The organism is Salmonella sp. 32020114201800008SM (assembly GCF_017572025.1).
In the GTDB taxonomy this organism is placed as follows: domain Bacteria; phylum Pseudomonadota; class Gammaproteobacteria; order Enterobacterales; family Enterobacteriaceae; genus Salmonella; species Salmonella enterica.
Window position 1 is genome coordinate 183883 of the sequence record NZ_JAGEQM010000008.1, and the last position, 19394, is coordinate 203276.

At 54.0% G+C, this 19394-nt stretch carries 17 protein-coding genes, 2 tRNA genes and 1 rRNA gene; 10 read left to right on the forward strand and 10 right to left on the reverse strand.

Features of this window, described 5'->3' with window-relative positions; all coding sequences use genetic code 11:
- Positions 1-77 precede the first annotated feature (77 nt).
- A complete protein-coding gene (gene tssH, locus J4613_RS19915; protein ID WP_111742446.1) occupies positions 78-2717 on the reverse strand; it encodes a type VI secretion system ATPase TssH in 2640 nt (879 codons plus the stop codon).
- Positions 2718-3084: 367 nt separating this feature from the next.
- On the opposite strand from tssH, the gene tagK reads away from it, so the two are divergent.
- The 6 genes from tagK to J4613_RS19945 are packed head-to-tail and all read left to right on the forward strand — an operon-like array spanning position 3085 to position 9246.
- Entirely contained in the window at positions 3085-3987 is a 903-nt protein-coding gene (gene tagK / locus J4613_RS19920) for a type VI secretion system-associated protein TagK (RefSeq protein ID WP_017465832.1), read from the forward strand.
- Entirely contained in the window at positions 3974-4798 is an 825-nt protein-coding gene (locus J4613_RS19925; protein ID WP_000750548.1) for a type VI secretion system accessory protein TagJ, read from the forward strand. The genes tagK and J4613_RS19925 overlap by 14 nt, the downstream gene beginning before the upstream one ends.
- Positions 4795-5289, forward strand: coding sequence for a type VI secretion system baseplate subunit TssE (tssE, locus tag J4613_RS19930; protein ID WP_000108007.1), 495 nt, complete (start codon positions 4795-4797; stop codon positions 5287-5289). Before J4613_RS19925 ends, tssE begins: the two co-directional genes overlap by 4 nt.
- A gap of 15 nt (positions 5290-5304) precedes the next feature.
- Positions 5305-7188, forward strand: a complete 1884-nt coding sequence (gene tssF, locus J4613_RS19935; protein ID WP_111742447.1) for a type VI secretion system baseplate subunit TssF — start codon at positions 5305-5307, stop codon at positions 7186-7188.
- Entirely contained in the window at positions 7185-8180 is a 996-nt protein-coding gene (gene tssG, locus J4613_RS19940; RefSeq protein WP_000145239.1) for a type VI secretion system baseplate subunit TssG, read from the forward strand. Before tssF ends, tssG begins: the two co-directional genes overlap by 4 nt.
- 10 nt (positions 8181-8190) lie before the next feature.
- Positions 8191-9246 carry an ImpA family type VI secretion system protein gene (locus tag J4613_RS19945; RefSeq protein ID WP_000367614.1) on the forward strand — a complete coding sequence of 352 codons (1056 nt, stop codon included), beginning with the start codon at positions 8191-8193 and terminating at the stop codon, positions 9244-9246.
- A gap of 321 nt (positions 9247-9567) precedes the next feature.
- Here the strand turns inward: J4613_RS19945 and J4613_RS19950 are convergent.
- Both J4613_RS19950 and dnaQ read right to left on the reverse strand, forming a co-directional pair.
- A tRNA-Asp gene (locus J4613_RS19950) sits at positions 9568-9644 on the reverse strand.
- A gap of 133 nt (positions 9645-9777) precedes the next feature.
- Positions 9778-10509: a DNA polymerase III subunit epsilon gene (gene dnaQ / locus J4613_RS19955; RefSeq protein ID WP_111742551.1), complete on the reverse strand. Its 732-nt coding sequence runs from the start codon at positions 10507-10509 to the stop codon at positions 9778-9780.
- A gap of 63 nt (positions 10510-10572) precedes the next feature.
- Between dnaQ and rnhA the strand changes: the two genes are divergently transcribed.
- Positions 10573-11040: a ribonuclease HI gene (rnhA, locus tag J4613_RS19960; protein ID WP_000917872.1), complete on the forward strand. Its 468-nt coding sequence runs from the start codon at positions 10573-10575 to the stop codon at positions 11038-11040.
- Here the strand turns inward: rnhA and J4613_RS19965 are convergent.
- Complete coding sequence (locus J4613_RS19965) at positions 11037-11759, reverse strand: class I SAM-dependent methyltransferase (protein WP_000801238.1); 723 nt, start codon at positions 11757-11759, stop codon at positions 11037-11039. The two genes, rnhA and J4613_RS19965, sit on opposite strands and share 4 nt — an antisense overlap.
- 34 nt (positions 11760-11793) lie before the next feature.
- Between J4613_RS19965 and gloB the strand changes: the two genes are divergently transcribed.
- Positions 11794-12549, forward strand: coding sequence for a hydroxyacylglutathione hydrolase (gloB, locus tag J4613_RS19970; RefSeq protein WP_001052773.1), 756 nt, complete (start codon positions 11794-11796; stop codon positions 12547-12549).
- A 71-nt stretch (positions 12550-12620) separates the two neighbouring features.
- Positions 12621-13988, forward strand: a complete 1368-nt coding sequence (gene mltD, locus J4613_RS19975; protein ID WP_000644706.1) for a murein transglycosylase D — start codon at positions 12621-12623, stop codon at positions 13986-13988.
- Positions 13989-14043: 55 nt separating this feature from the next.
- Here mltD and J4613_RS19980 read toward each other — a convergent pair whose 3' ends face one another.
- The 3 genes from J4613_RS19980 to J4613_RS19990 form a co-directional block, all read right to left on the reverse strand.
- On the reverse strand, positions 14044-14814 hold the full coding sequence (locus J4613_RS19980; protein WP_000207225.1) for a class I SAM-dependent methyltransferase: 771 nt from the start codon (positions 14812-14814) through the stop codon (positions 14044-14046).
- Between the two features lie 77 nt (positions 14815-14891).
- The gene (locus J4613_RS19985; protein ID WP_001230968.1) at positions 14892-15692 is read right to left on the reverse strand and encodes an endonuclease/exonuclease/phosphatase family protein; all 801 of its coding nucleotides are present in this window, start codon (positions 15690-15692) and stop codon (positions 14892-14894) included.
- Between the two features lie 131 nt (positions 15693-15823).
- Complete coding sequence (locus J4613_RS19990; protein ID WP_111742448.1) at positions 15824-16999, reverse strand: MFS transporter; 1176 nt, start codon at positions 16997-16999, stop codon at positions 15824-15826.
- A gap of 104 nt (positions 17000-17103) precedes the next feature.
- Between J4613_RS19990 and yafC the strand changes: the two genes are divergently transcribed.
- Positions 17104-18018, forward strand: coding sequence for a DNA-binding transcriptional regulator YafC (gene yafC, locus J4613_RS19995; protein ID WP_000648534.1), 915 nt, complete (start codon positions 17104-17106; stop codon positions 18016-18018).
- 20 nt (positions 18019-18038) lie between these two features.
- Here the strand turns inward: yafC and dkgB are convergent, their stop codons facing one another.
- The 3 genes from dkgB to rrf form a co-directional block, all read right to left on the reverse strand.
- Positions 18039-18842, reverse strand: coding sequence for a 2,5-didehydrogluconate reductase DkgB (gene dkgB, locus J4613_RS20000; protein ID WP_000154871.1), 804 nt, complete (start codon positions 18840-18842; stop codon positions 18039-18041).
- Positions 18843-19006: 164 nt separating this feature from the next.
- A tRNA-Asp gene (locus J4613_RS20005) sits at positions 19007-19083 on the reverse strand.
- Between the two features lie 191 nt (positions 19084-19274).
- A 5S ribosomal RNA gene (rrf, locus tag J4613_RS20010) occupies positions 19275-19390 on the reverse strand.
- Positions 19391-19394 lie beyond the last annotated feature (4 nt).

Consider the following 19394-nt stretch of genomic DNA (forward strand, 5'->3'; position numbering starts at 1 on the left):
CAACTGGTTGCCGCAAGGGGAGCGGTATACCGGTACAGTTTTTAAAATCGCACTACGGACACTTCGAACGGCCGGTTTCAGCAAACGATCTCAAAAACAATCTGCTCATCACCATTAACGCCGATATCAATCTGCCTGATCGCGGCTTTTTCCGTCATGGCCTGCAACCAGTAGCGCGACAGTCGTGGCAGAATGTGCTGTTCGATGTAGCCAATCAGCAACCGCGCGCCCGTTTCATGCATTGGACAGCACGCCACAATATGTGCGACCAGTTCCTCGCTATACGTCAGCGTCACGCCGTGCTGTTCACTCATCCGCGCCACCAGCCGGTCAAGGTGCAGACGGGCAATCACGCCACGCGACGTTTCGTCCAGCGGCAGGTAAGGGATCACCGTCACGCGGCCCAGAAATGCCGCCGGGAAATGCTTGCGCAATTCCGGCATTAGCGCCTCTTTAAGCCCCGTAGCATCGGGCATTAAGGCCGGATCTTCACACATCTGGCTGATGAGGTCGGAACCCACGTTGGTGGTGAGTAATAGCGTGGTGTTTTTGAAATCGACATGTGTACCCTCGCCGTCCTCCATCCCACCCTTGTCAAACACCTGATAGAAGAGTTCGTGGACGTCATGGTGCGCTTTTTCGATCTCGTCGAGCAGCACTACGCTCCAGGGGTGGCGACGCACCGCTTCCGTCAGCACACCACCCTCGCCATAGCCCACATAGCCGGGCGGCGCGCCTTTCAGCGTGGAAACGGTGTGAGCCTCCTGGAACTCGCTCATATTGATGGTTACCAGGTTCTGCTCACCGCCGTAGATAGCCTCCGCCAGCGCCAGCGCGGTTTCGGTTTTACCGACACCGGATGGCCCGGCCAGCATAAACACGCCCACCGGTTTGCGTGGATCGCCCAGTCCCGCCCTGGCGGTCTGAATACGTTCACCAATCTGCGCCAGCGCGCCGTCTTGCCCGGTAACGCGTTGCGCCAGTCGGGCAGGCAGTTCCAGCACCTGACTGGCCTCATCTTTCACCATGCGCCCGGCAGGAATACCGGTCCAGTCGGCGACAATCGCCGCGACCACCGCCGCGCTGACTTCCGGGAACACCACCGGCGCGTCGCCCTGCCACTCCCTTAGCGCCGTTTCGGCCTGTTGCAGCGTGGTTTTGTCATCAGCATCTGACTCTGCGAGACGCAGTTCCTGCAACGTATGTACCAGTTCCAGCTCCCGCTGCCAGCGGGATTCGGATGCAGTCAGTTCATCGTTGAGCGAGAAAATTCGCGCCGTCAGCGCATCGCGCCGCTCATCTGACTGAATCCCCATTTTTTCCTGCTTCTGCAACAGCGACCGTTCCATTTCCGCCGCTTTTAGCTGCTGGCGCAGGAACTGTACGCTGGCAGGCGGCGTGTGCAGCGTCAGCGCCACGCGGGCCGCGGCGGTATCCAGCAGGCTGATGGCCTTATCCGGCAACTGCCGGGCGGGAATGTAGCGGTGAGAAAGCTGTACCGCCGCACGTACCGCCTCATCCAGAATCAGTACGTTATGGTGTTTTTCCAGCGTATCCACCAGACCACGCACCATTTCCATTGCGGGGATCTCTTCCGGTTCGGCAATCTGCAACACCTGAAAACGACGGGTCAGCGCCGGATCTTTCTCAATATGGCGCTTGTATTCGCTCCAGGTGGTGGCGCCGATAGTCCGCAGGGTGCCGCGCGCCAGCGCCGGTTTCAGCAGGTTAGCGGCATCGCCCGTGCCGGATGCGCCGCCCGCGCCCACCAGAGTGTGAACTTCATCGACAAACAGAATAACCGGCTGCGGCGAGCGCCCGGCCTCTTCCAGTAACCCTTTCAGACGCGATTCAAACTCGCCTTTCATGCTGGCTCCGGCCAACAGAGCGCCAACGTCCAGCGCCAGCAGCCGTACTTCCCGCAGCACGGGCGGCACTTCCCCCTGCGCAATCGCGAGGGCAAAACCTTCGACGACCGCCGTTTTCCCGACGCCCGCCTCACCAGTCAGTAGTGGATTATTCTGGCGACGGCGCAGCAGAATATCCGTCATGGTGCGGATTTCATGCTCACGCCCCGTCACCGGGTCGATTTTGCCGTCGCGCGCCTGTGCCGTCATGTCCTGACAGTATTTCGCCAGCGCGGATTTACCGTCCTGCACGCCGCCGGGAATCGCCTGGCTGCTTTCGCCGGGAATGGCTGACGCCAGGCCGGAGCCGTCGTAAGGGCGCTCCTGCGCTTCCGGCGATGTTTCGATCAACGAGGGCAGTATTTCCGTCAGTTCATCAACCGGAAGCGTGGCCAGCGGCGCGCAGATACTGCTCAGTACCCGACGCAGTTCTGGCGTGGTCAACAAGGCCAGCAGCAACCAGCCGCTGCGAATTTTGTTATCGCCGTAACGGACGCTCGCCAGCATCCAGGCCTTTTCAACGCTGAGATCGATATGGTGAGAAAAATCACTAATGGCGCTGGCCCCGGCGGGCAGCATATCCAGTTGCCGGAGTAACGCTTTCTCCACATCAGAAAGAGGGATCTGGTAATGCCGAAGAACGTGGAGAATATCGTTATCGGGCTGCTGTGTTAACTGGTGCAGCCAGTGAGTCAGCTCAACCCAGGGATTAGAGCGTAGTTTGCAAAATGCCGTTGCCGATTCCAGCGACCGGAATAGTGGGCCGGCCAGTTTTCCATACAACGCACTGCGTGAAACAGGAGTTTCCATGTGTTATGCCTTGTGACATAAAAATTCATAAAAATAATGCATCAATGCATATAAATATATAAACAATTCTTTATTGATAGCCTCGAAAAAATATCGAAACAAAACAATGATACAGATCAGGGACTAATTAGCAACTAAGCCGTTAATATTAAATAATCAATGAACAGCAAGATAAAAATCGCAATTGCAGAATTAAAAGAAATAATATTTCAAAAAAGACATCTATGCATACAACAATGCATTCACGAAGAAAATAATAAAAAGGGTGTCATCAATAATGACTCCCTATAAATTTAGTTAAAATTATTTATGAATTAAAACTCCCTAAACGTTTCCTCCAGAAAAATAAATACATTTAAGGGACATAATGAAACAAGACATGTGGGAATTACGGAAAATACAGTCGCAGGGTATAACGGATAACGCACAGTATCCCGCAGGGACATACATCGTATTTACTGCCGCCGCCCCCTACATTCCGCTTTTTGAGCAACATGGGAAAGACGATATCGCGCTCAGTCTTGTTCGCCACGAAGAGGCGTGGTGGATTGTTAATCACTCTGATGAACTGTGCTGTGCCGTCAATGAGCAGGTGATGGAACCTCATCACCGTATGCGGCTGAATGATGGAGATACGATTGAATGGGGTCTGTCATCCTGGTGCCTTGCCCGCACCAATGATGAGTCCCGTCCCGATGTTTCGTTTCCTCAGTTGGTTCAGTCATCTGAATCCGTTGCTGAGTACCTGGATCTGGACTGGTTTAAACAACAACAGCTCAATCCGCAGAACCCGTTCGATATTATTCCCGTCCGGGAAACCGCATCCTCTTACACCGGCCATGAAGCGGATAGCACGCTACACCAGCTTTACCAGGAATATCAGCAGGCATTGCGGCCCTCCGGGCAGGAAAAGCCCCTCCGTGATAAACCGTTTCCCCGAAATGAAGACGCTGTCACCCAGGATTTGACGTCGTTATACGATAAAAAGGGCGACACCGACACGTTACAGGATATGGTGGCAGGCGCGCCCGGTATTGATGCCATTCTGGATACGCTGGACACGACCGGTGAGGGTGAAATGCACTGGCTGGCGATGGAATCAATGCCCGATATCCTGCAACTGCTCTCACCGGAACTGGCGGGGAAAACCGCACATAGCGAGATACTGCCCGATCTGACCCGCCGCGAGCATCGTATTATTGGCATCGATAGCCACTACCGAATCACTCCGACACAGAAAAATGGAAATACCGCCCATGAAAAAAACTGACACGCTTCCTGCTACCCTGTCCGCGCTGCTACAGGAATACTCTATTGCGGAGGGGATTCAGATGGCGGAGCAGCAGGTTCGGGAAAATCCGGCGAAGGCGCTCTGCCGCCATAGCCTGTTTCAGTTGCTGTGTGTGGCCGGAGACTGGTCGCGGGCGCTGCACCAGCTTCAGCTATGCGCCAGGATGGAGGCCAATTATACCCAGGAGGCCCGGCTGTACCGGGAGCTGGTTCGCTGCGAAATGTTCCGCCACACCGTTTTTCAGGGTGAACAACGACCCGGTTTTCTTCTGCCGCAGCCCGTTTGGGTGGAGTCACTGCTGGCGGCACTCGCCTGTCATGACGATACCGGTGAGGTTGATAAACACCGTAATACCGCACTGGAAGCCATAACAGATACTGGCGGACAGTGGAACGGCGGCGCATTTGACTGGGCGAGCGACAGCGATTCCCGCCTTGGCCCGGTACTTGAGCTAGTCACCGGCGGCGTGTATATCTGGCTGCCGTTTTCGCAAATACGCTCGCTGGAATCGCCGCAACCGACGCGCCTGACCGATCTGCTGTGGAAACCCGTTAATATCACCCTTGTGAATGGCGATACGCACGGCGCCTGGCTCTTTACCCGTTACAGCGGTTCGGAAAGTGCATCTGACGCCCTGCGTCTGTGCCGGGAAACCGCCTGGCAGGACGGCCCCGGCGAAACCACCGTGCGAGCGCTGGGGCAGAAAGTGTGGCTGACCAGCCACGGCGATATCAGCCTGCTGGACATGGCCCATTGTACCTTTCATGCTCAGGAAAACGATGGCGCATGAGCACGTCTCGTTTTACACCCGCTAACCACCTGCTGCCTACGCTGTTTGATCGGCTGTGTGACAATGCTCCGTATCAGAAAATTGACCGGGATATCAGCGTCACGCCGGTACAACTGAAGGAGATCATTCGTCGGGATCTCTCCTTTTTGCTCAATACCATTAGCCACGAGGGTGACATCGACGCCCGGCGCTATCCGCAGGCGGCGGCGTCAGTGCTCAACTATGGCCTGCCGCCGCTGGCGGGCAGCTTTATGTATGAGCACAAGTGGGACGATATCAGCGAGGCGATCCGGCGCGCCATTATCCGTTTCGAACCCCGGCTGAACGCCGCCACACTCAGGGTCACGCCCTTGCTCGATAAAACCCGGCAGGGTAGCTATAACACGCTACAGTTTGAAATTCGCGGACAAATTCTGACGCAGCCGTATCCCACGGAGTTTCTGGTACGCAGCGCGCTGGATATGGAGCTGAGCCGCATTACGTTCTTTTAATACAGGGCATTATTCATGGATCCACGGCTACTGGAGTATTACAACCGCGAACTGAGCTACCTGCGGGAGACCGGTGCTGAGTTCGCCACCCTCCATCCCAAAATTGCCGCCCGGCTGGGGATGCAGGGAACCGATATTGCCGACCCGTATGTGGAACGCATGATCGAGGCGTTCAGCTTTCTGAGCGCCCGCACTCAGCTAAAAATTGACGCCGAGTTTCCCCGCTTCACACAGCGGTTACTGGAAGTCGTCAGCCCCAATTACGTCACCCCCACGCCATCGATGGCAGTGGTAAAGCTGTATCCCGATACGCAGGAAGGCGACCTGGCGAAAGGGGTCACCGTGCCGCGCGATACCGCGTTCGTTTCCCCTATCCCGGAAGGTGAAAATACCGCCTGCCAGTTTCGCAGCAGCCAGGACGTCACTCTGTGGCCGCTGTCCATCGAGGAGGTACGCCTGACCGCCGCGCCGCCGGATATGCCCGCCCTGCACCGCTATCTGCCGCCTAATATTCATGTCGCCGGGGCATTGCGCATCACCCTGCGAACCTTCGGGGAACTGACTTTCAGCGAGCTGGCCGGTCCGGCACGGCTGCCCTTTTACCTCTGCGGCGAAGAACGCATTGCGTCACACCTGTTTGAGCTGCTGCATACCAGCGCCGTCGCCACACTGGCCGGTGAGCCCGGACACTTTGACGGCGAACTGAATGTGAATCTTCAACACCCGGTGGCGCACGAAGGGCTGGAGCCAGGGCAGGGGCTGCTGCCGCTCGCCTGGAACGTGTTTCACGGCCATAATCTGCTGCATGAATTTTTCGCCTGTCCGGAACGGTTTTACTTCTTCACCCCGACCGGATTGTCTGCCGGGTTACAAAAGGTGCAGGGCAATGTGGCGGAAATTGTCATACTGCTTAACCGCCTGCCGCCGGACTGGCTGATTCATCAGACGGACGCTGCACAGTTCAGCCTGTTCTGTACGCCGGTGATCAACCTGTTTCCCCGCACCACCACCCGGATTGAAGTTACTCACAGCGTGACGGAACAGCATCTGGTGGTGGATCGTACCCGTCCGCTGAATTACGAGGTGTTTTCTGTTCAGGAAGTCGAAGGCCTGGAAGCGGAAACCACACGGAAGATGATTTTTCGTCCGCTGTATCACACCCGTAATAATGACGAAGGCAACCACGGGCGTTATTTTTCACTGCGTCGTGAGCCGCGCCGCTCGTCAGAAAACGCCCGCCGCTATGGCACCCGAACCCCCTATACCGGCTCGGAAGTCTTCCTGTCGCTGGTTGATCAGCATGAAGCGCCCTACCCGGAAAATCTGCGCCATATCACCGTCACGGCAATGGTGACTAACCGCGATCTGCCCTGCCTTATTCCACGTAATGGCCGGGATGATCTGACCGTAGATGCGGCGATTCCGGTGGCGGGCGTAGGTCTTATCAAACCGCCGCGCCCGCCGCAGCCGCCGCTGGCTGAACGCGAAATGGCCTGGCGGCTGATCCGGCAGTTGTCGTTTAATTATCTGCCGCTGGCCGATCTGGATCACCGCACCGGCGGCCAGGCGCTGCGCGATCTGCTGAATCTGTTTATTCCGGCTCACGACAGCCCGCAGTCGCGCCAGGTGCGCAGCCTGATTGGCTGCAAAACCACCCCGGTGACCCGCCGCCTGCCCGGCTCCGGCCTGTTGGTCTATGGCCGGGGCGTCAGTTGCGAACTGACCGTGGACGAAGAGGGATTTTCCGGTATCAGTCCTTACCTGTTCGGTCTGGTGCTGGAACACTATATTGCCCGCCATGTTTCCATTAATACCTTCTCGCAGATGACGCTGCACTCGATGCAACGCGGGCATGTCATGACCTGGCCGGTCAGAACCGGGCAACGGGGGAGCGTATGACCGGCGCTCTCGACCAGGCGCAGAAAACCCCCTGGCGTTACGGATTCCTGAACCTGATGCGGCGCGTGGATGCCCAGCTCTGTGATACTCCGGCAGGCAGTATCTGGCAGCCACGGATGGAAAAATTCCGTCTGGGACAGACGCCGACGATGACCTTTGCGCCACGGGAAATCGCCCAGGTCAGCTGGCAGGATGGACGCCTGCACCTGAGCCTGTACAGCCTCGGACTATGGGGGCCAAACGGCCCGTTGCCGCTGCACTATACCGAGCTGGCGCTAAACCGCTCAGAGAGTCGTCACGATCCGACGCTGGTTCATTTTTCCAATATTTTTCACCACCGCTGGCTGACGCAGTTCTGGCAGGCATGGCGCAGCGCCCAGTCCGCTGGTGGCGGGCTGGACAAACCGGAACACGACCGTTTTGCGTTTTATATCGCCAGTCTCAGCGGGCAGGATCTACGGGAAAGCGCCGAAAGCCCGCTGTCAGATCATGTTCGCCTGGCGGCCTCCGCCCATCTGGTACGCGAATCGCGCAATCCTGACGGGCTGGCCGCCACGCTGGCGCACTATTTCAGCGTACCTTTTGCGGTGAAAGAGTTCGCCCTGCACTGGATAACGGTGGCGAACGATGAAATCACCCGTCTGGGCACGCCCGCGCAGTCTTCGGTGCTGGGCAACGGGGCGCTTATCGGCCAGGCCGTACCGGATATGCAGTACAAATTCCGGCTAATTATCGGCCCGCTCACGCTGGAGGATTACCTGCGTTTTCTGCCCGGCGGCAACAATCTGCCCGTGCTGACAGAACTGGTGCGTACGTTCATTGGTTTTGAATATTGCTGGGAAATTGAGCTGCAGTTGAAGCCTCATGCCGCACCGCCTGCGGTGATCGGCGGTGCGCAGCGGCTTGGCTGGACGGCCTGGGCAGGTAAAGCCATGCATGACCGTCCGGTGACCGGCATGATTTTTGAACCTGAACACGGCTTAACCCACTGAGAGTAATGATATGGACATGTCCCTGACTAAACCGGTAAGCGCGGAACAACCCTGCGGCCCCGATCCGGAGTACGACCCGGAATACCTGCTGCTGTTCAGTCGCGCCGCCCCCCAGGCGGAGGCGCAATATGGTGATTTTGTCAGTACGCCGGAAGCCGTGAACTGGCCGGAAATTGAACGTGATGCGCGCCGTCTGCTCACGCGCAGTAAGGATATCCGGGTGTTGATCCTGCTGCTGCGCAGTCGCATCCAGCAGGCTGGCGCACAGGGACTGGCGGAAATGCTCACGCAACTGGCAGAACTGAGCGTAATCTGGTCCGATGCACTCCATCCACAGCTGCTTACCGGCGAAGGCGCACCCGCAGAATCTATTGAAGATGCGGCGCTGGCGCGCAGTAATGCCCTGGCGGCGCTGCTGGATCACGAAGGCGTGATGGCAGACATTCGCGGTATCACGCTGTCAAACAGTGCCGTCCTGCGCCTGCAGGTACGGGATGTCGAGCGCGCGTTATCCGCCCCTCGCCCGGCTGATGCGCTGGCCCCCGAATCCGTCCGCCAGCAACTGGCCGACCTCGAAGCCCGTGGGGCATTACCGCTGGCGGCGTTTCGCGAAGCGCAGGAAAGCGCAGAACGCCTGCAAGTGTGGGCGCGTGAGACATTAGGCGATCTGGCTCCAGATTTTTCACGCCTGCGGCAGTTGTTAGCGCTGCTGCCTGACGTGGTACAGACAACCACACCGGAAATCCCTCCGTCGCCAGCGCCAGTGCCAGACCCCGCAGGCACGGTTATGGATAATGCCGTTCCGGCACGGGCAGAGGATGTGCCGCCTGTCAACGCGCCACCCGGTATATCCCTCCCACACAATGCTGAACCGGGGCCAATTCGCGATCGTAATGATGCGCTGGAGCGCCTGCGGTGCATTCGTCGCTGGTTTGAGAGCAGTGAACCCAGTAGCCCGACCATCCCACTGTTACGCCAGGCTGAAAGACTGGTGGGAAAACGGTTCTCGGAGGTGATCAATGAGATCCCGGTGGAGTTGCTGGAGAAGTGGGATGCCCTGGAGTGATGATGCGCATGTCTGGCGGTTCTCCGTAATTATCTGAGTGATATCAACATTACGCAGTCTGCTTCTGCGCTGAACATGTCCCGATCCCGGTTAAGCACCGCCATGAGGCCGCGCCTTAAATGTCAGTGGGATCAAAATAGCCATGACAGTGAAAGAAGTGGCGGTAATATCCTGTTCGTCATCCAGGCGTAGGCCCATTTGCGTCAGATTCCACGATAGGCGGTGGAACTTCTTGAAGACGAAAAAAAACCGTATCCCTTTTACAGTGATACGGTTTTTTTTACTTCACAGGATGTATAAAAACACCCTGAGATTTGTATCTGGCGGAACGGACGGGACTCGAACCCGCGACCCCCTGCGTGACAGGCAGGTATTCTAACCAACTGAACTACCGCTCCGTGATGTTCCCGCTGGGAACGAGGCGAATATTACGGTTTGCGGTGTCGCCCGTCAACGCTTTTTCTCACCTTTTGAATCAGTTGCTGCAAAAATCGCCCGAAGGATGATTTTTATAGCCTAAAAAGGAATAAATTACGCCCGCCAAAGGCAACTTCCGCCCTTTTTCTGCACCAGATCAAGCCGCGATTCATGCGCAGCCAGCTCTTCCTCAGAGGCAAAAACGACCCGTAACCGGCTGGCCTGGCGAACGATTCGCTGAATGGTCGCTTCACCTTGCTGCCGTTGCGTCTCTCCTTCCATCGCAAACGTCATGGACGTTTGCCCGCCCGTCATCGCCAGATACACTTCGGCAAGGATCTGGGCATCGAGCAATGCGCCGTGCAAAGTACGTTTGCTATTATCTATCTCATAACGTGAACACAGCGCATCAAGGCTGTTACGCTTGCCGGGGAACATTTTCCGCGCCAACGCCAGGCTATCGGTAACTTTGCAGAAAGTATTGGTTTTAGGAATATCGCGTTTAAGCAGACCAAACTCATAATCCATAAAGCCGATATCGAACGATGCGTTATGGATGACCAGCTCCGCGCCGCGGATATAATCAAGAAACTCATCGACCACATCAGCAAAAACCGGCTTATCCAGCAGAAACTCATCGGCAATACCGTGTACGCCAAACGCCTCTGGATCGACAAGGCGATCGGGCTTCAGGTAAACATGAAAATTGTTGCCGGTCAGACGACGGTTTATCACCTCAACCGCACCGATCTCAATAATCTTGTGACCTTCATAGTGCGCGCCTATCTGATTCATACCGGTGGTTTCGGTATCGAGGACAATCTGTCGTGTAATTACAGTGCTCATATCGGTCATTTATGTCAGACTTGCGTTTTGTTATCGATTTCAATTACAGGAAGTCTACCAGAGATGCTTAAACAGGTAGAAATTTTCACCGATGGCTCTTGCCTGGGGAATCCAGGGCCTGGTGGTTATGGCGCTATCTTACGCTATCGCGGTCATGAAAAAACGTTTAGTGAAGGTTACACGCTGACCACCAATAACCGTATGGAACTGATGGCGGCGATCGTCGCGCTTGAAGCGTTAAAAGAACATTGCGAAGTAACATTGAGCACCGACAGCCAATATGTGCGGCAAGGAATTACCCAATGGATTCATAACTGGAAGAAACGCGGCTGGAAAACAGCGGAAAAGAAACCCGTAAAAAATGTCGATCTCTGGAAACGTCTCGATGCTGCGTTAGGTCAGCATCAGATCAAATGGGTATGGGTCAAAGGCCATGCAGGCCATCCCGAAAACGAGCGTTGTGATGAACTGGCGCGCGCCGCGGCAATGAATCCCACGCAGGAAGATAGTGGCTACCAGGCGGAAGCTTAGCCATCCGGTTTGCGATATTGCCGGGTGGCGCCAACGGTCTGGCGGATAGGGGTTTTACTTTTATTATGTCGCAGCGGATTAAGCGTAAGCGGAATGGTCCGCTTACGGGCCACAATAAGCTGTAAACAGCCCAGCGCCGGGATATGCGTATTTAAAAGCCGCCCTCCCTGCTTTTTCCAGGGTAAGACATGAAAACGGCTATAATGTAGCACTTCAAAATTGAGTAAAGACAGCCAGTCCAGTTGCCGCATAAGGGTAAACATCCGACTATTATAGGGCGGTGTTTTACGTAAAACGGGTACCAGTTTACGTAACCCCATCAAACTCAGCGGGTTAAATCCACTGATGACCAGCCAACCGTCATCAATCAATACGCGGTCGGCTTCCCGCAATAAACGGTGCGGGTCGGTACACCACGGCAAAGTATGCGCCAGCAGACAAACATCGACGGATTTATCTGCAAAAGGAAGGTGTAGCGGATCGGCCAGAACCTGCATCGGTGAGCCCTGCGATGAAACATTCACTTGATGGGAGACCGCGCACGCTTCGGAATTGATTTCTGCGCTTAAATTACCGATTTTAAGCAAATGGAAACCATACATTTTTGCAAACCACGGATTTAGCTGCTGTTCCAGCGCCTCACGGTAGTAATTGCCCCAGGGCAACTCACCCCAACATCCGGGCGCAACGACAGTTTGAGAGAGCCTTGCCGGTTTCATCGCAACCTTCCGCTAATTATTTGAGAGGTAATATATGAATCTTAACAGTATTCCCGCGTTTCAGGACAATTACATCTGGGTGCTGACCAATGATGAAGGCCGCTGTGTGATTGTTGATCCCGGCGAAGCGGCACCCGTCTTAAAGGCCATTGCTGAACATAAGTGGATGCCGGAGGCGATTTTTCTGACGCATCACCATCACGACCATGTTGGCGGAGTCAAAGAGCTGTTGCAACACTTCCCGCAAATGACGGTTTATGGACCGGCGGAAACGCAAGACAAGGGAGCAACCCATCTTGTTGGCGATGGCGATACTATTCGCGTTTTAGGCGAGAAATTTACTCTTTTTGCCACGCCGGGTCACACGTTAGGACACGTCTGTTACTTTAGCCACCCTTACTTATTCTGCGGCGACACGCTGTTTTCTGGCGGCTGTGGTCGACTGTTTGAAGGCACGCCATCACAGATGTATCAGTCACTTATGAAAATTAATTCTCTGCCTGACGACACGCTCATTTGCTGCGCTCACGAATACACTTTAGCTAACATTAAGTTCGCATTGAGCATACTTCCGCACGATTCGTTCATAAATGAATATTATCGTAAAGTTAAAGAGTTACGTGTAAAAAAACAAATGACATTACCCGTTATTCTTAAAAATGAGCGTAAGATTAATCTTTTTTTAAGAACTGAAGATATTGATTTAATTAACGAAATAAACAAAGAAACAATATTGCAACAACCAGAAGCGCGTTTTGCATGGTTAAGGTCAAAGAAAGACACGTTCTGATAATTCTTACTTGTCATTCGCTAACTTCGCCGTTATGATCGGTCGTCTTTTAAGCAACTATTGACACACACATGAAGGCAAAAGCGATATTACTCGCCTCTGTCCTGCTTGTGGGGTGCCAGACGTCTCAGAACACTGGCAACGTCCAACAGCACGCACAGAGCCTTTCTGCAGCTGGTCAAGGGGAAGCAGGAAAGTTTACGAGTCAGGCACGATGGATGGACGACGGAACGTCTATCGCGCCAGATCAGGACTTGTGGGCTTTCATTGGCGACGAGCTAAAGATGGGAATTCCGGAAAACAGCCGGATTCGCGAACAGAAACAGAAGTATTTACGCAATAAGAGCTATCTCCACGATGTAACTTTACGGGCAGAGCCGTATATGTACTGGATAGCGGGGCAGGTTAAGAAACGTAACATGCCTATGGAGCTGGTACTACTACCCATAGTGGAGAGCGCTTTTGATCCTCACGCAACGTCTGGCGCCAATGCCGCAGGCATCTGGCAGATCATACCGAGCACAGGGCGCAATTATGGTTTAAAGCAGACCCGTAATTATGACGCGCGTCGCGATGTTGTAGCCTCTACGACCGCCGCGTTAGACATGATGCAGCGTCTGAACAAAATGTTTGACGGCGACTGGCTGTTAACCGTTGCAGCGTATAACAGCGGCGAAGGCCGTGTTATGCGGGCAATTAAAGCAAACAAAGCGCGTGGAAAACCGACGGATTTCTGGTCGCTTTCTTTGCCCAGAGAAACAAAACTCTACGTACCTAAGATGCTGGCATTGAGTGAAATTCTCAAAAACAGCAAACGCTACGGCGTACGTCTGCCAACAACAGATGAAAGCCGAGCGCTGGCACGAGTTCGTTTAAACAGTCCAGTTGAAATGGCCCAGGTTGCGGATATGGCGGGCATGTCTATCAGCAAGCTGAAGACGTTTAATGCCGGTGTAAAAGGGTCTACCTTAGGCGTAAGCGGTCCGCAATATGTTATGGTGCCCAAAAAGCATGCCGAGCAGTTGCGTGAGTCGCTGGCTTCCGGTGAGATTGACGCCGTTCAGTCCCAACTGATCGCCGACAATACGCCGTTGAATAGCCGTAGCTATAAGGTGCGCTCTGGCGATACGCTTTCCGGTATTGCTTCGCGGCTTGGCGTAAGCACGAAGGACTTGCAGCAGTGGAACAACCTGCGTGGTTCACGCCTGAAAATCGGGCAAAGCCTGACCGTAGGCGCTGGCAGCAGCGCGCAACGACTGGCAAACAATAGCGATAGCATTACCTATCGTGTCCGTAAAGGCGATTCGCTTTCCAGTATCGCCAGACGTCACGGGGTGAATATCAAAGATGTGATGCGCTGGAACCATGATACGGATAATCTACAACCGGGCGATCAGCTTACGTTGTTTGTGAAGGACAATAGCACGCCAGACTCCTGATATTGTCCGACGAAAAAGCCAAAAGGCGCCGCTTCCCCCGGCGCCTTTTAAATTGCTATACCGCTTTATGCGCTTCCAGCATGATAGTATCGCTGCTAAACGAACCGTCATCCTGCAACTCAAAATAACGCTTCACCTCTACCGGGGCACTCGCCTGATATAATCGAATCGCCTCAACCAACGGCGCTGGCGTACGCATCCGCGTTACCCATGAGCGAAACTCCAGCGATAAACGATCGGTTATCACGGTATTCGTTACCAGCATCGCATTATTGACCATCGCCAGCCATTCACCACTGGAATAATTACGGACATGCGACGTGTCGCGTAACGCCTCCACCGTTTGCAGCCAGATATCGCGTACAGGATGTCCAGGCGACATGACATCCATGATAATCAGCACGCCGCCGGGTTTTAATACACGATAAACCTCACGCAATGCCTGACCAACGTCGTGCCAGTGATGCGCGGAATAGCGGCTAATCACCACCTCAAACGATGCATCTTCAAAGGGCAGTTTTTCGGCATAGCCTTGCCGGAGAGTAATATTACTTAAATGTCTTTCTTCCGCCGCTCCAGCGACAACCTCAAGCATGCTGGCGGATAAATCGTATGCCACGACCGAGTTGGCATGTTGCGCAGCGACAAAACTCGCGTGTCCAGCCCCACATCCCATATCCAGTACGCTCGCGTGGGAAAAATCAGACAACCTTTGCGCCAGCCGCGCTAAGTCACGACCCGCTGCGTGAACGGCGCTATGTAAATAGGCGTTCGCCTGTGAACCAAACTGCTTTTCAACATTGTCATGGTGGGAATGCGTTGTCATGGTAGTGCCCTTCTGTTATGAGAAAAGTAGAGGGCAGCACCCGCATAGGCCTGCCCCACGGCAGACCTGACGCACCTTTATTGCTCAGGTTTGCCGGGACTGAATTCAACGAGTAGCGGATTGTGATCGGAAGCGCGCGTCACCAGTACGGAGGCTTCATTCACGTTTAACCCACGATAAAAAACAAAATCCAGCGGTCGTCCAAACGCACGACGGCGCTGATCGTCAGTGAAACGCACCTGGCGCAGCGACATCTCACGTGCAAAGCGGTACAACGCATTCATACGTGGGCGGCTCCAGGCATTAAAATCACCCGCCATAATGACAGGGCCGCTATGGTGCGCAATCTGGTCGCCGATCGGAAGTAACTGCTTACTGTATACGTCCACGCCCAGACTAAAATTTACCGCATGAACATTTACTACCATTAATAAACGGGTATCCGGCAAGGGATATACCGTCACCAGGGCTGATTTCGCCAAACGTAAAATCGGTTCTCTTTCCCGTAAAGGGCAGCAGTAAACAGGATGGGCGGCAGAAAGCGTCATGACGCCAGACGGATGCTGAGGTAGTACAAAAGCGGGAACCTGGTCGGCGGCAAGATAGTTAGCGGTGGCAAACTGTACCAGTTCAGGCGTCGTCTGTGCCTCCTGCAACAGGACCAGATGCGCATCTTTGCCGTAGTTCTTCAGCACCGATAACCATTCGGCTCGCTGCTGCTTGAATATATTCCACACGAGGATACGGATCCGCTCTTCATTGCTTAGCGGTTCCCCGGCGGGCAATGCCTGGCCAATGCTCGCAAACGACCCTGGCGGCAAAATCCGCTCGGCGGGCTGTCCGGCAACATAGCGCATCGCATAGGTGTTTTTTCGCACTTTTGACTTTCAAACCTCTGTAACGTCAACCAGTCCTCAACCGGACTGGTTCTTCTGTTATAGGGATTTTAGCACTCACTTTCAACGAACAATTGCAGTTTGTTTTGTAAGTAGGCGCTTACATCAATAATTTACTCCAGAGCAATGCGTACAGGTTTATCAAGACGTCCGCTGACACCCATCAGCAGGAAAGCCACCAGAACAATGAGGGCGCCAATCCACGGCGTCTGCGCCAAACCGTAATGCTCCACCGTTTGCCCGCCAATCACGGAGCCCAGCGCAATACCAATGTTAAACGCCGCAATGTTCAGACCTGACGCCACATCTACCGCATTAGGCGTGAATTGTTCCGCTTTCTGTACCACGTAGACCTGCAACCCCGGTACGTTACCGAAGGCAAAGCCCCCCATCACTAGGATGGTAGCCAGCGCAGCATACTGCGTGGAGGCCGTCACCTGGAAGACCATAAGCAGAACAAACAGCGCGGCGAAAATGAATTTCAGCGCCGGCACGGCACCATGCTTATCAGCCAGTTTACCGCCCCAGATATTGCCGATAGCCACTGATACGCCATACCCCAGTAAGATCCAGCTTACCGCTGCCGGGGAGAATCCCGCCAGATCCTGCATCATTGGCGCCAGGAAGGTGAATGCCGTGAATACCCCGCCGTAGCCCAGCGCCGTAACGGCGTAAATCAGCAACAGACGAGGATGAGTCAGTACTTTCACCTGGTCACGAATGCTGGCGGCCGCCCGACCGGGAATATTGGCCGGAATCAGCAATTGACTGCTCATCAGCGCAATCACGCCTAACAGTGATACCGCAAGGAAGGTCTCACGCCAGCCAAAATGCTGACCGATAAATGTTCCCAGCGGCACGCCCGTGACCAGCGCTACCGTTAAACCACCAAACATAATAGCGATCGCAGAAGCCGCTTTCTCTTTTGGCACCAGACTTGTCGCGATGGTAGATCCAATCGAGAAGAACACGCCGTGCGCCAGGCCCGTCAGCAGACGGGCGACGATTAATGTCATATAGCCCGGTGCCTGCCATGCCAGCAAATTCCCCGCCGTAAACAAGACCATCAGCGCGACCAGTAACTGTTTACGCGGCAGGCGTCCGGTCAGCGCGGTTAGCACCGGCGCGCCAATAGCCACACCCAGCGCATAGATTGAAACCAGCATTCCGGCGGAAGGTAACGAGATAGCCAGTTGTTGAGCAATGGTCGGCACCAGGCCGACAATCACAAACTCAGTCGTACCGATAGCGAAAGCACTTATTGTCAGTGCAAATAAAGCGAGAGGCATACATAACTCCATAACAGCAGTAATCAGATGACACGCAGTATGCCTGGATGTTTTAATGACAAAAATAGCCAAAATATCAATTTAATTTTGCTTCAGGAGCAAAAATGAAAGCCACCTCCGAAGAACTCGCAATTTTTGTCGCTGTCGTGGAAAGCGGCAGCTTCAGCCGGGCGGCAGAGCAGCTTGGACAGGCCAATTCCGCTGTCAGCCGGGCAGTTAAAAAGCTGGAGATGAAGCTCGGCGTCAGTCTGCTTAATCGTACGACCCGACAGCTGAGCCTGACTGAAGAAGGAGAGCGATACTTCAGGCGCGTGCAGCAGATACTGCAAGAAATGGCCGCCGCAGAAACGGAAATCATGGAGTCGCGTAATACCCCGCGCGGCTTACTGCGTATCGATGCGGCAACGCCGGTAATGCTGCATTTCCTGATGCCGCTGATTAAACCTTTTCGTGAACGGTATCCGGAAATAACGTTGTCTCTTGTCTCCTCAGAAACGTTCATCAATCTTATTGAACGAAAAGTGGATGTTGCGATACGCGCAGGCACGTTGACAGATTCAAGTCTGCGCGCGCGCCCGTTATTTACCAGCTATCGCAAGATTATCGCCTCGCCGGATTATATTGCCCGCTTTGGCAAGCCTGAGACCGTTGAAGAGTTGAAACGGCATCTGTGTCTGGGGTTCTCAGAACCTGTTTCGCTCAATACCTGGCCGATTGCCTGTAGCGACGGGCAGCTCCATGAGATCAAATGTGGGATTTCTTCCAATAGCGGGGAAACGTTAAAACAACTTTGCCTGAACGGTAACGGCATTGCATGTCTTTCAGATTATATGATTGATAAAGAGATCGCGCGGGGAGAACTGGTGGAACTGCTGGCCGATAAACGTCTGCCGGTAGAAATGCCTTTCAGCGCCGTTTACTACAGCGATCGCGCCGTCAGCACACGTATTCGGGCATTTATCGACTTTTTGAGCGAATATATAAGAACAGCTCCCGCAGGAGCTGTGAAAGAGGGGTAAAGGTACAAAGGATCGGGTAATTAATCCCAGGCAGGAGCCAGTCCTTCCGGGCTAACCAGACGATCGTTGCAGTCCAGTGCCGCGATCGCATTTTTATCTTCGGCATCCAGATGCAGATCCTGCGCCAGCAGGTTGCTTGCCAGATTTTCACGCCTGGTGGATGAAGGGATCACGGAGTAACCTTCACCCATTGCCCATGCCAGAATAACCTGCGCCGGGGTCGCATTATGTTTAGCCGCAATGCGCGCAATCACTTCATCTTTCAGCGCCTTACCGTATGCCAGCGTCATATAAGAGGTGATGTGGATACCGTGCGCTTTCGCCCAGTCAACCACCTTACGATTCTGCAGATACGGAGATAGCTCAATCTGGTTGGTGGCGATATTGTCTGCGCCCACCGCGGCAATAGCCTTTTCCATCAACGGAATGGTGAAGTTTGAAATGCCAATTTCGCGAGTCAGCCCTTGTTTTTTAGCTTCAAGCAATGCCTGCATAAATTCTTCGACAGACACGGCATCACCCGGAGATGGCCAGTGGATCAGCGTCAGATCGACATAATCGGTACGCAGTTTTTTCAGGCTCTCTTTCAGGCTTGGGATTAGCTTGTCTTTGCTAAGGTTTTCAATCCAGATCTTGGTGGTGATATACAGCTCATTACGCGGTACACCGCTCTCAGCAATCGCCTGTCCAACAGCCGCTTCATTATCATAGATTTGCGCAGTGTCGACAGCACGGTAGCCCAGTTCAAGCGCCGTTTTAACAGAAGCGATAACCACGTCGTCTTTCAGGCGAAAAGTACCTAAACCGAATGCAGGGATAGTCATAGAATTCCTCTTTTTAATCACTATGTTCGTTAACTGAGGGGATTATGACCTTCAGCGCTTTGTAGAAAAAGAGCGAGAAATGCAGAGGATTTTTGCGAATTGAGCAATAATTAAATGATATGCAAAGAAAAAGCCCTGAGCTAATGCTCGGGGCTCTTAATAAGTGGCGGAACGGACGGGACTCGAACCCGCGACCCCCTGCGTGACAGGCAGGTATTCTAACCAACTGAACTACCGCTCCACCGAATTCTTTTACAACCACTGATTTTTACATCAGTTTACTGCTTAATTTGATGCCTGGCAGTTTATGAATCACTTCGTGATTCACCCTTCGGGCCGTTGCTTCGCAACGTTCAAAAGCTTTCGCTTTTGTCCTACTCTCTGTCGAGTAGTGAACTGCCCCGAAAGTTAATGCCATACTTCTAATTTGATGCCTGGCAGTTCCCTACTCTCGCATGGGGAGACCCCACACTACCATCGGCGCTACGGCGTTTCACTTCTGAGTTCGGCATGGGGTCAGGTGGGACCACCGCGCTAGTGCCGCCAGGCAAA

What these genes read in the sequence shown, in the direction of transcription:
- tssH (WP_111742446.1), bottom strand. Translation starts at nt 2,717, where the DNA reads ATGGAAACTCCTGTTTCACGCAGTGCGTTGTATGGAAAACTGGCCGGC.
- tagK (WP_017465832.1), top strand. Translation starts at nt 3,085, where the DNA reads ATGAAACAAGACATGTGGGAATTACGGAAAATACAGTCGCAGGGTATA.
- J4613_RS19925 (WP_000750548.1), top strand. Translation starts at nt 3,974, where the DNA reads ATGAAAAAAACTGACACGCTTCCTGCTACCCTGTCCGCGCTGCTACAG.
- tssE (WP_000108007.1), top strand. Translation starts at nt 4,795, where the DNA reads ATGAGCACGTCTCGTTTTACACCCGCTAACCACCTGCTGCCTACGCTG.
- tssF (WP_111742447.1), top strand. Translation starts at nt 5,305, where the DNA reads ATGGATCCACGGCTACTGGAGTATTACAACCGCGAACTGAGCTACCTG.
- tssG (WP_000145239.1), top strand. Translation starts at nt 7,185, where the DNA reads ATGACCGGCGCTCTCGACCAGGCGCAGAAAACCCCCTGGCGTTACGGA.
- J4613_RS19945 (WP_000367614.1), top strand. Translation starts at nt 8,191, where the DNA reads ATGGACATGTCCCTGACTAAACCGGTAAGCGCGGAACAACCCTGCGGC.
- dnaQ (WP_111742551.1), bottom strand. Translation starts at nt 10,509, where the DNA reads ATGAGCACTGTAATTACACGACAGATTGTCCTCGATACCGAAACCACC.
- rnhA (WP_000917872.1), top strand. Translation starts at nt 10,573, where the DNA reads ATGCTTAAACAGGTAGAAATTTTCACCGATGGCTCTTGCCTGGGGAAT.
- J4613_RS19965 (WP_000801238.1), bottom strand. Translation starts at nt 11,759, where the DNA reads ATGAAACCGGCAAGGCTCTCTCAAACTGTCGTTGCGCCCGGATGTTGG.
- gloB (WP_001052773.1), top strand. Translation starts at nt 11,794, where the DNA reads ATGAATCTTAACAGTATTCCCGCGTTTCAGGACAATTACATCTGGGTG.
- mltD (WP_000644706.1), top strand. Translation starts at nt 12,621, where the DNA reads ATGAAGGCAAAAGCGATATTACTCGCCTCTGTCCTGCTTGTGGGGTGC.
- J4613_RS19980 (WP_000207225.1), bottom strand. Translation starts at nt 14,814, where the DNA reads ATGACAACGCATTCCCACCATGACAATGTTGAAAAGCAGTTTGGTTCA.
- J4613_RS19990 (WP_111742448.1), bottom strand. Translation starts at nt 16,999, where the DNA reads ATGCCTCTCGCTTTATTTGCACTGACAATAAGTGCTTTCGCTATCGGT.
- yafC (WP_000648534.1), top strand. Translation starts at nt 17,104, where the DNA reads ATGAAAGCCACCTCCGAAGAACTCGCAATTTTTGTCGCTGTCGTGGAA.
- dkgB (WP_000154871.1), bottom strand. Translation starts at nt 18,842, where the DNA reads ATGACTATCCCTGCATTCGGTTTAGGTACTTTTCGCCTGAAAGACGAC.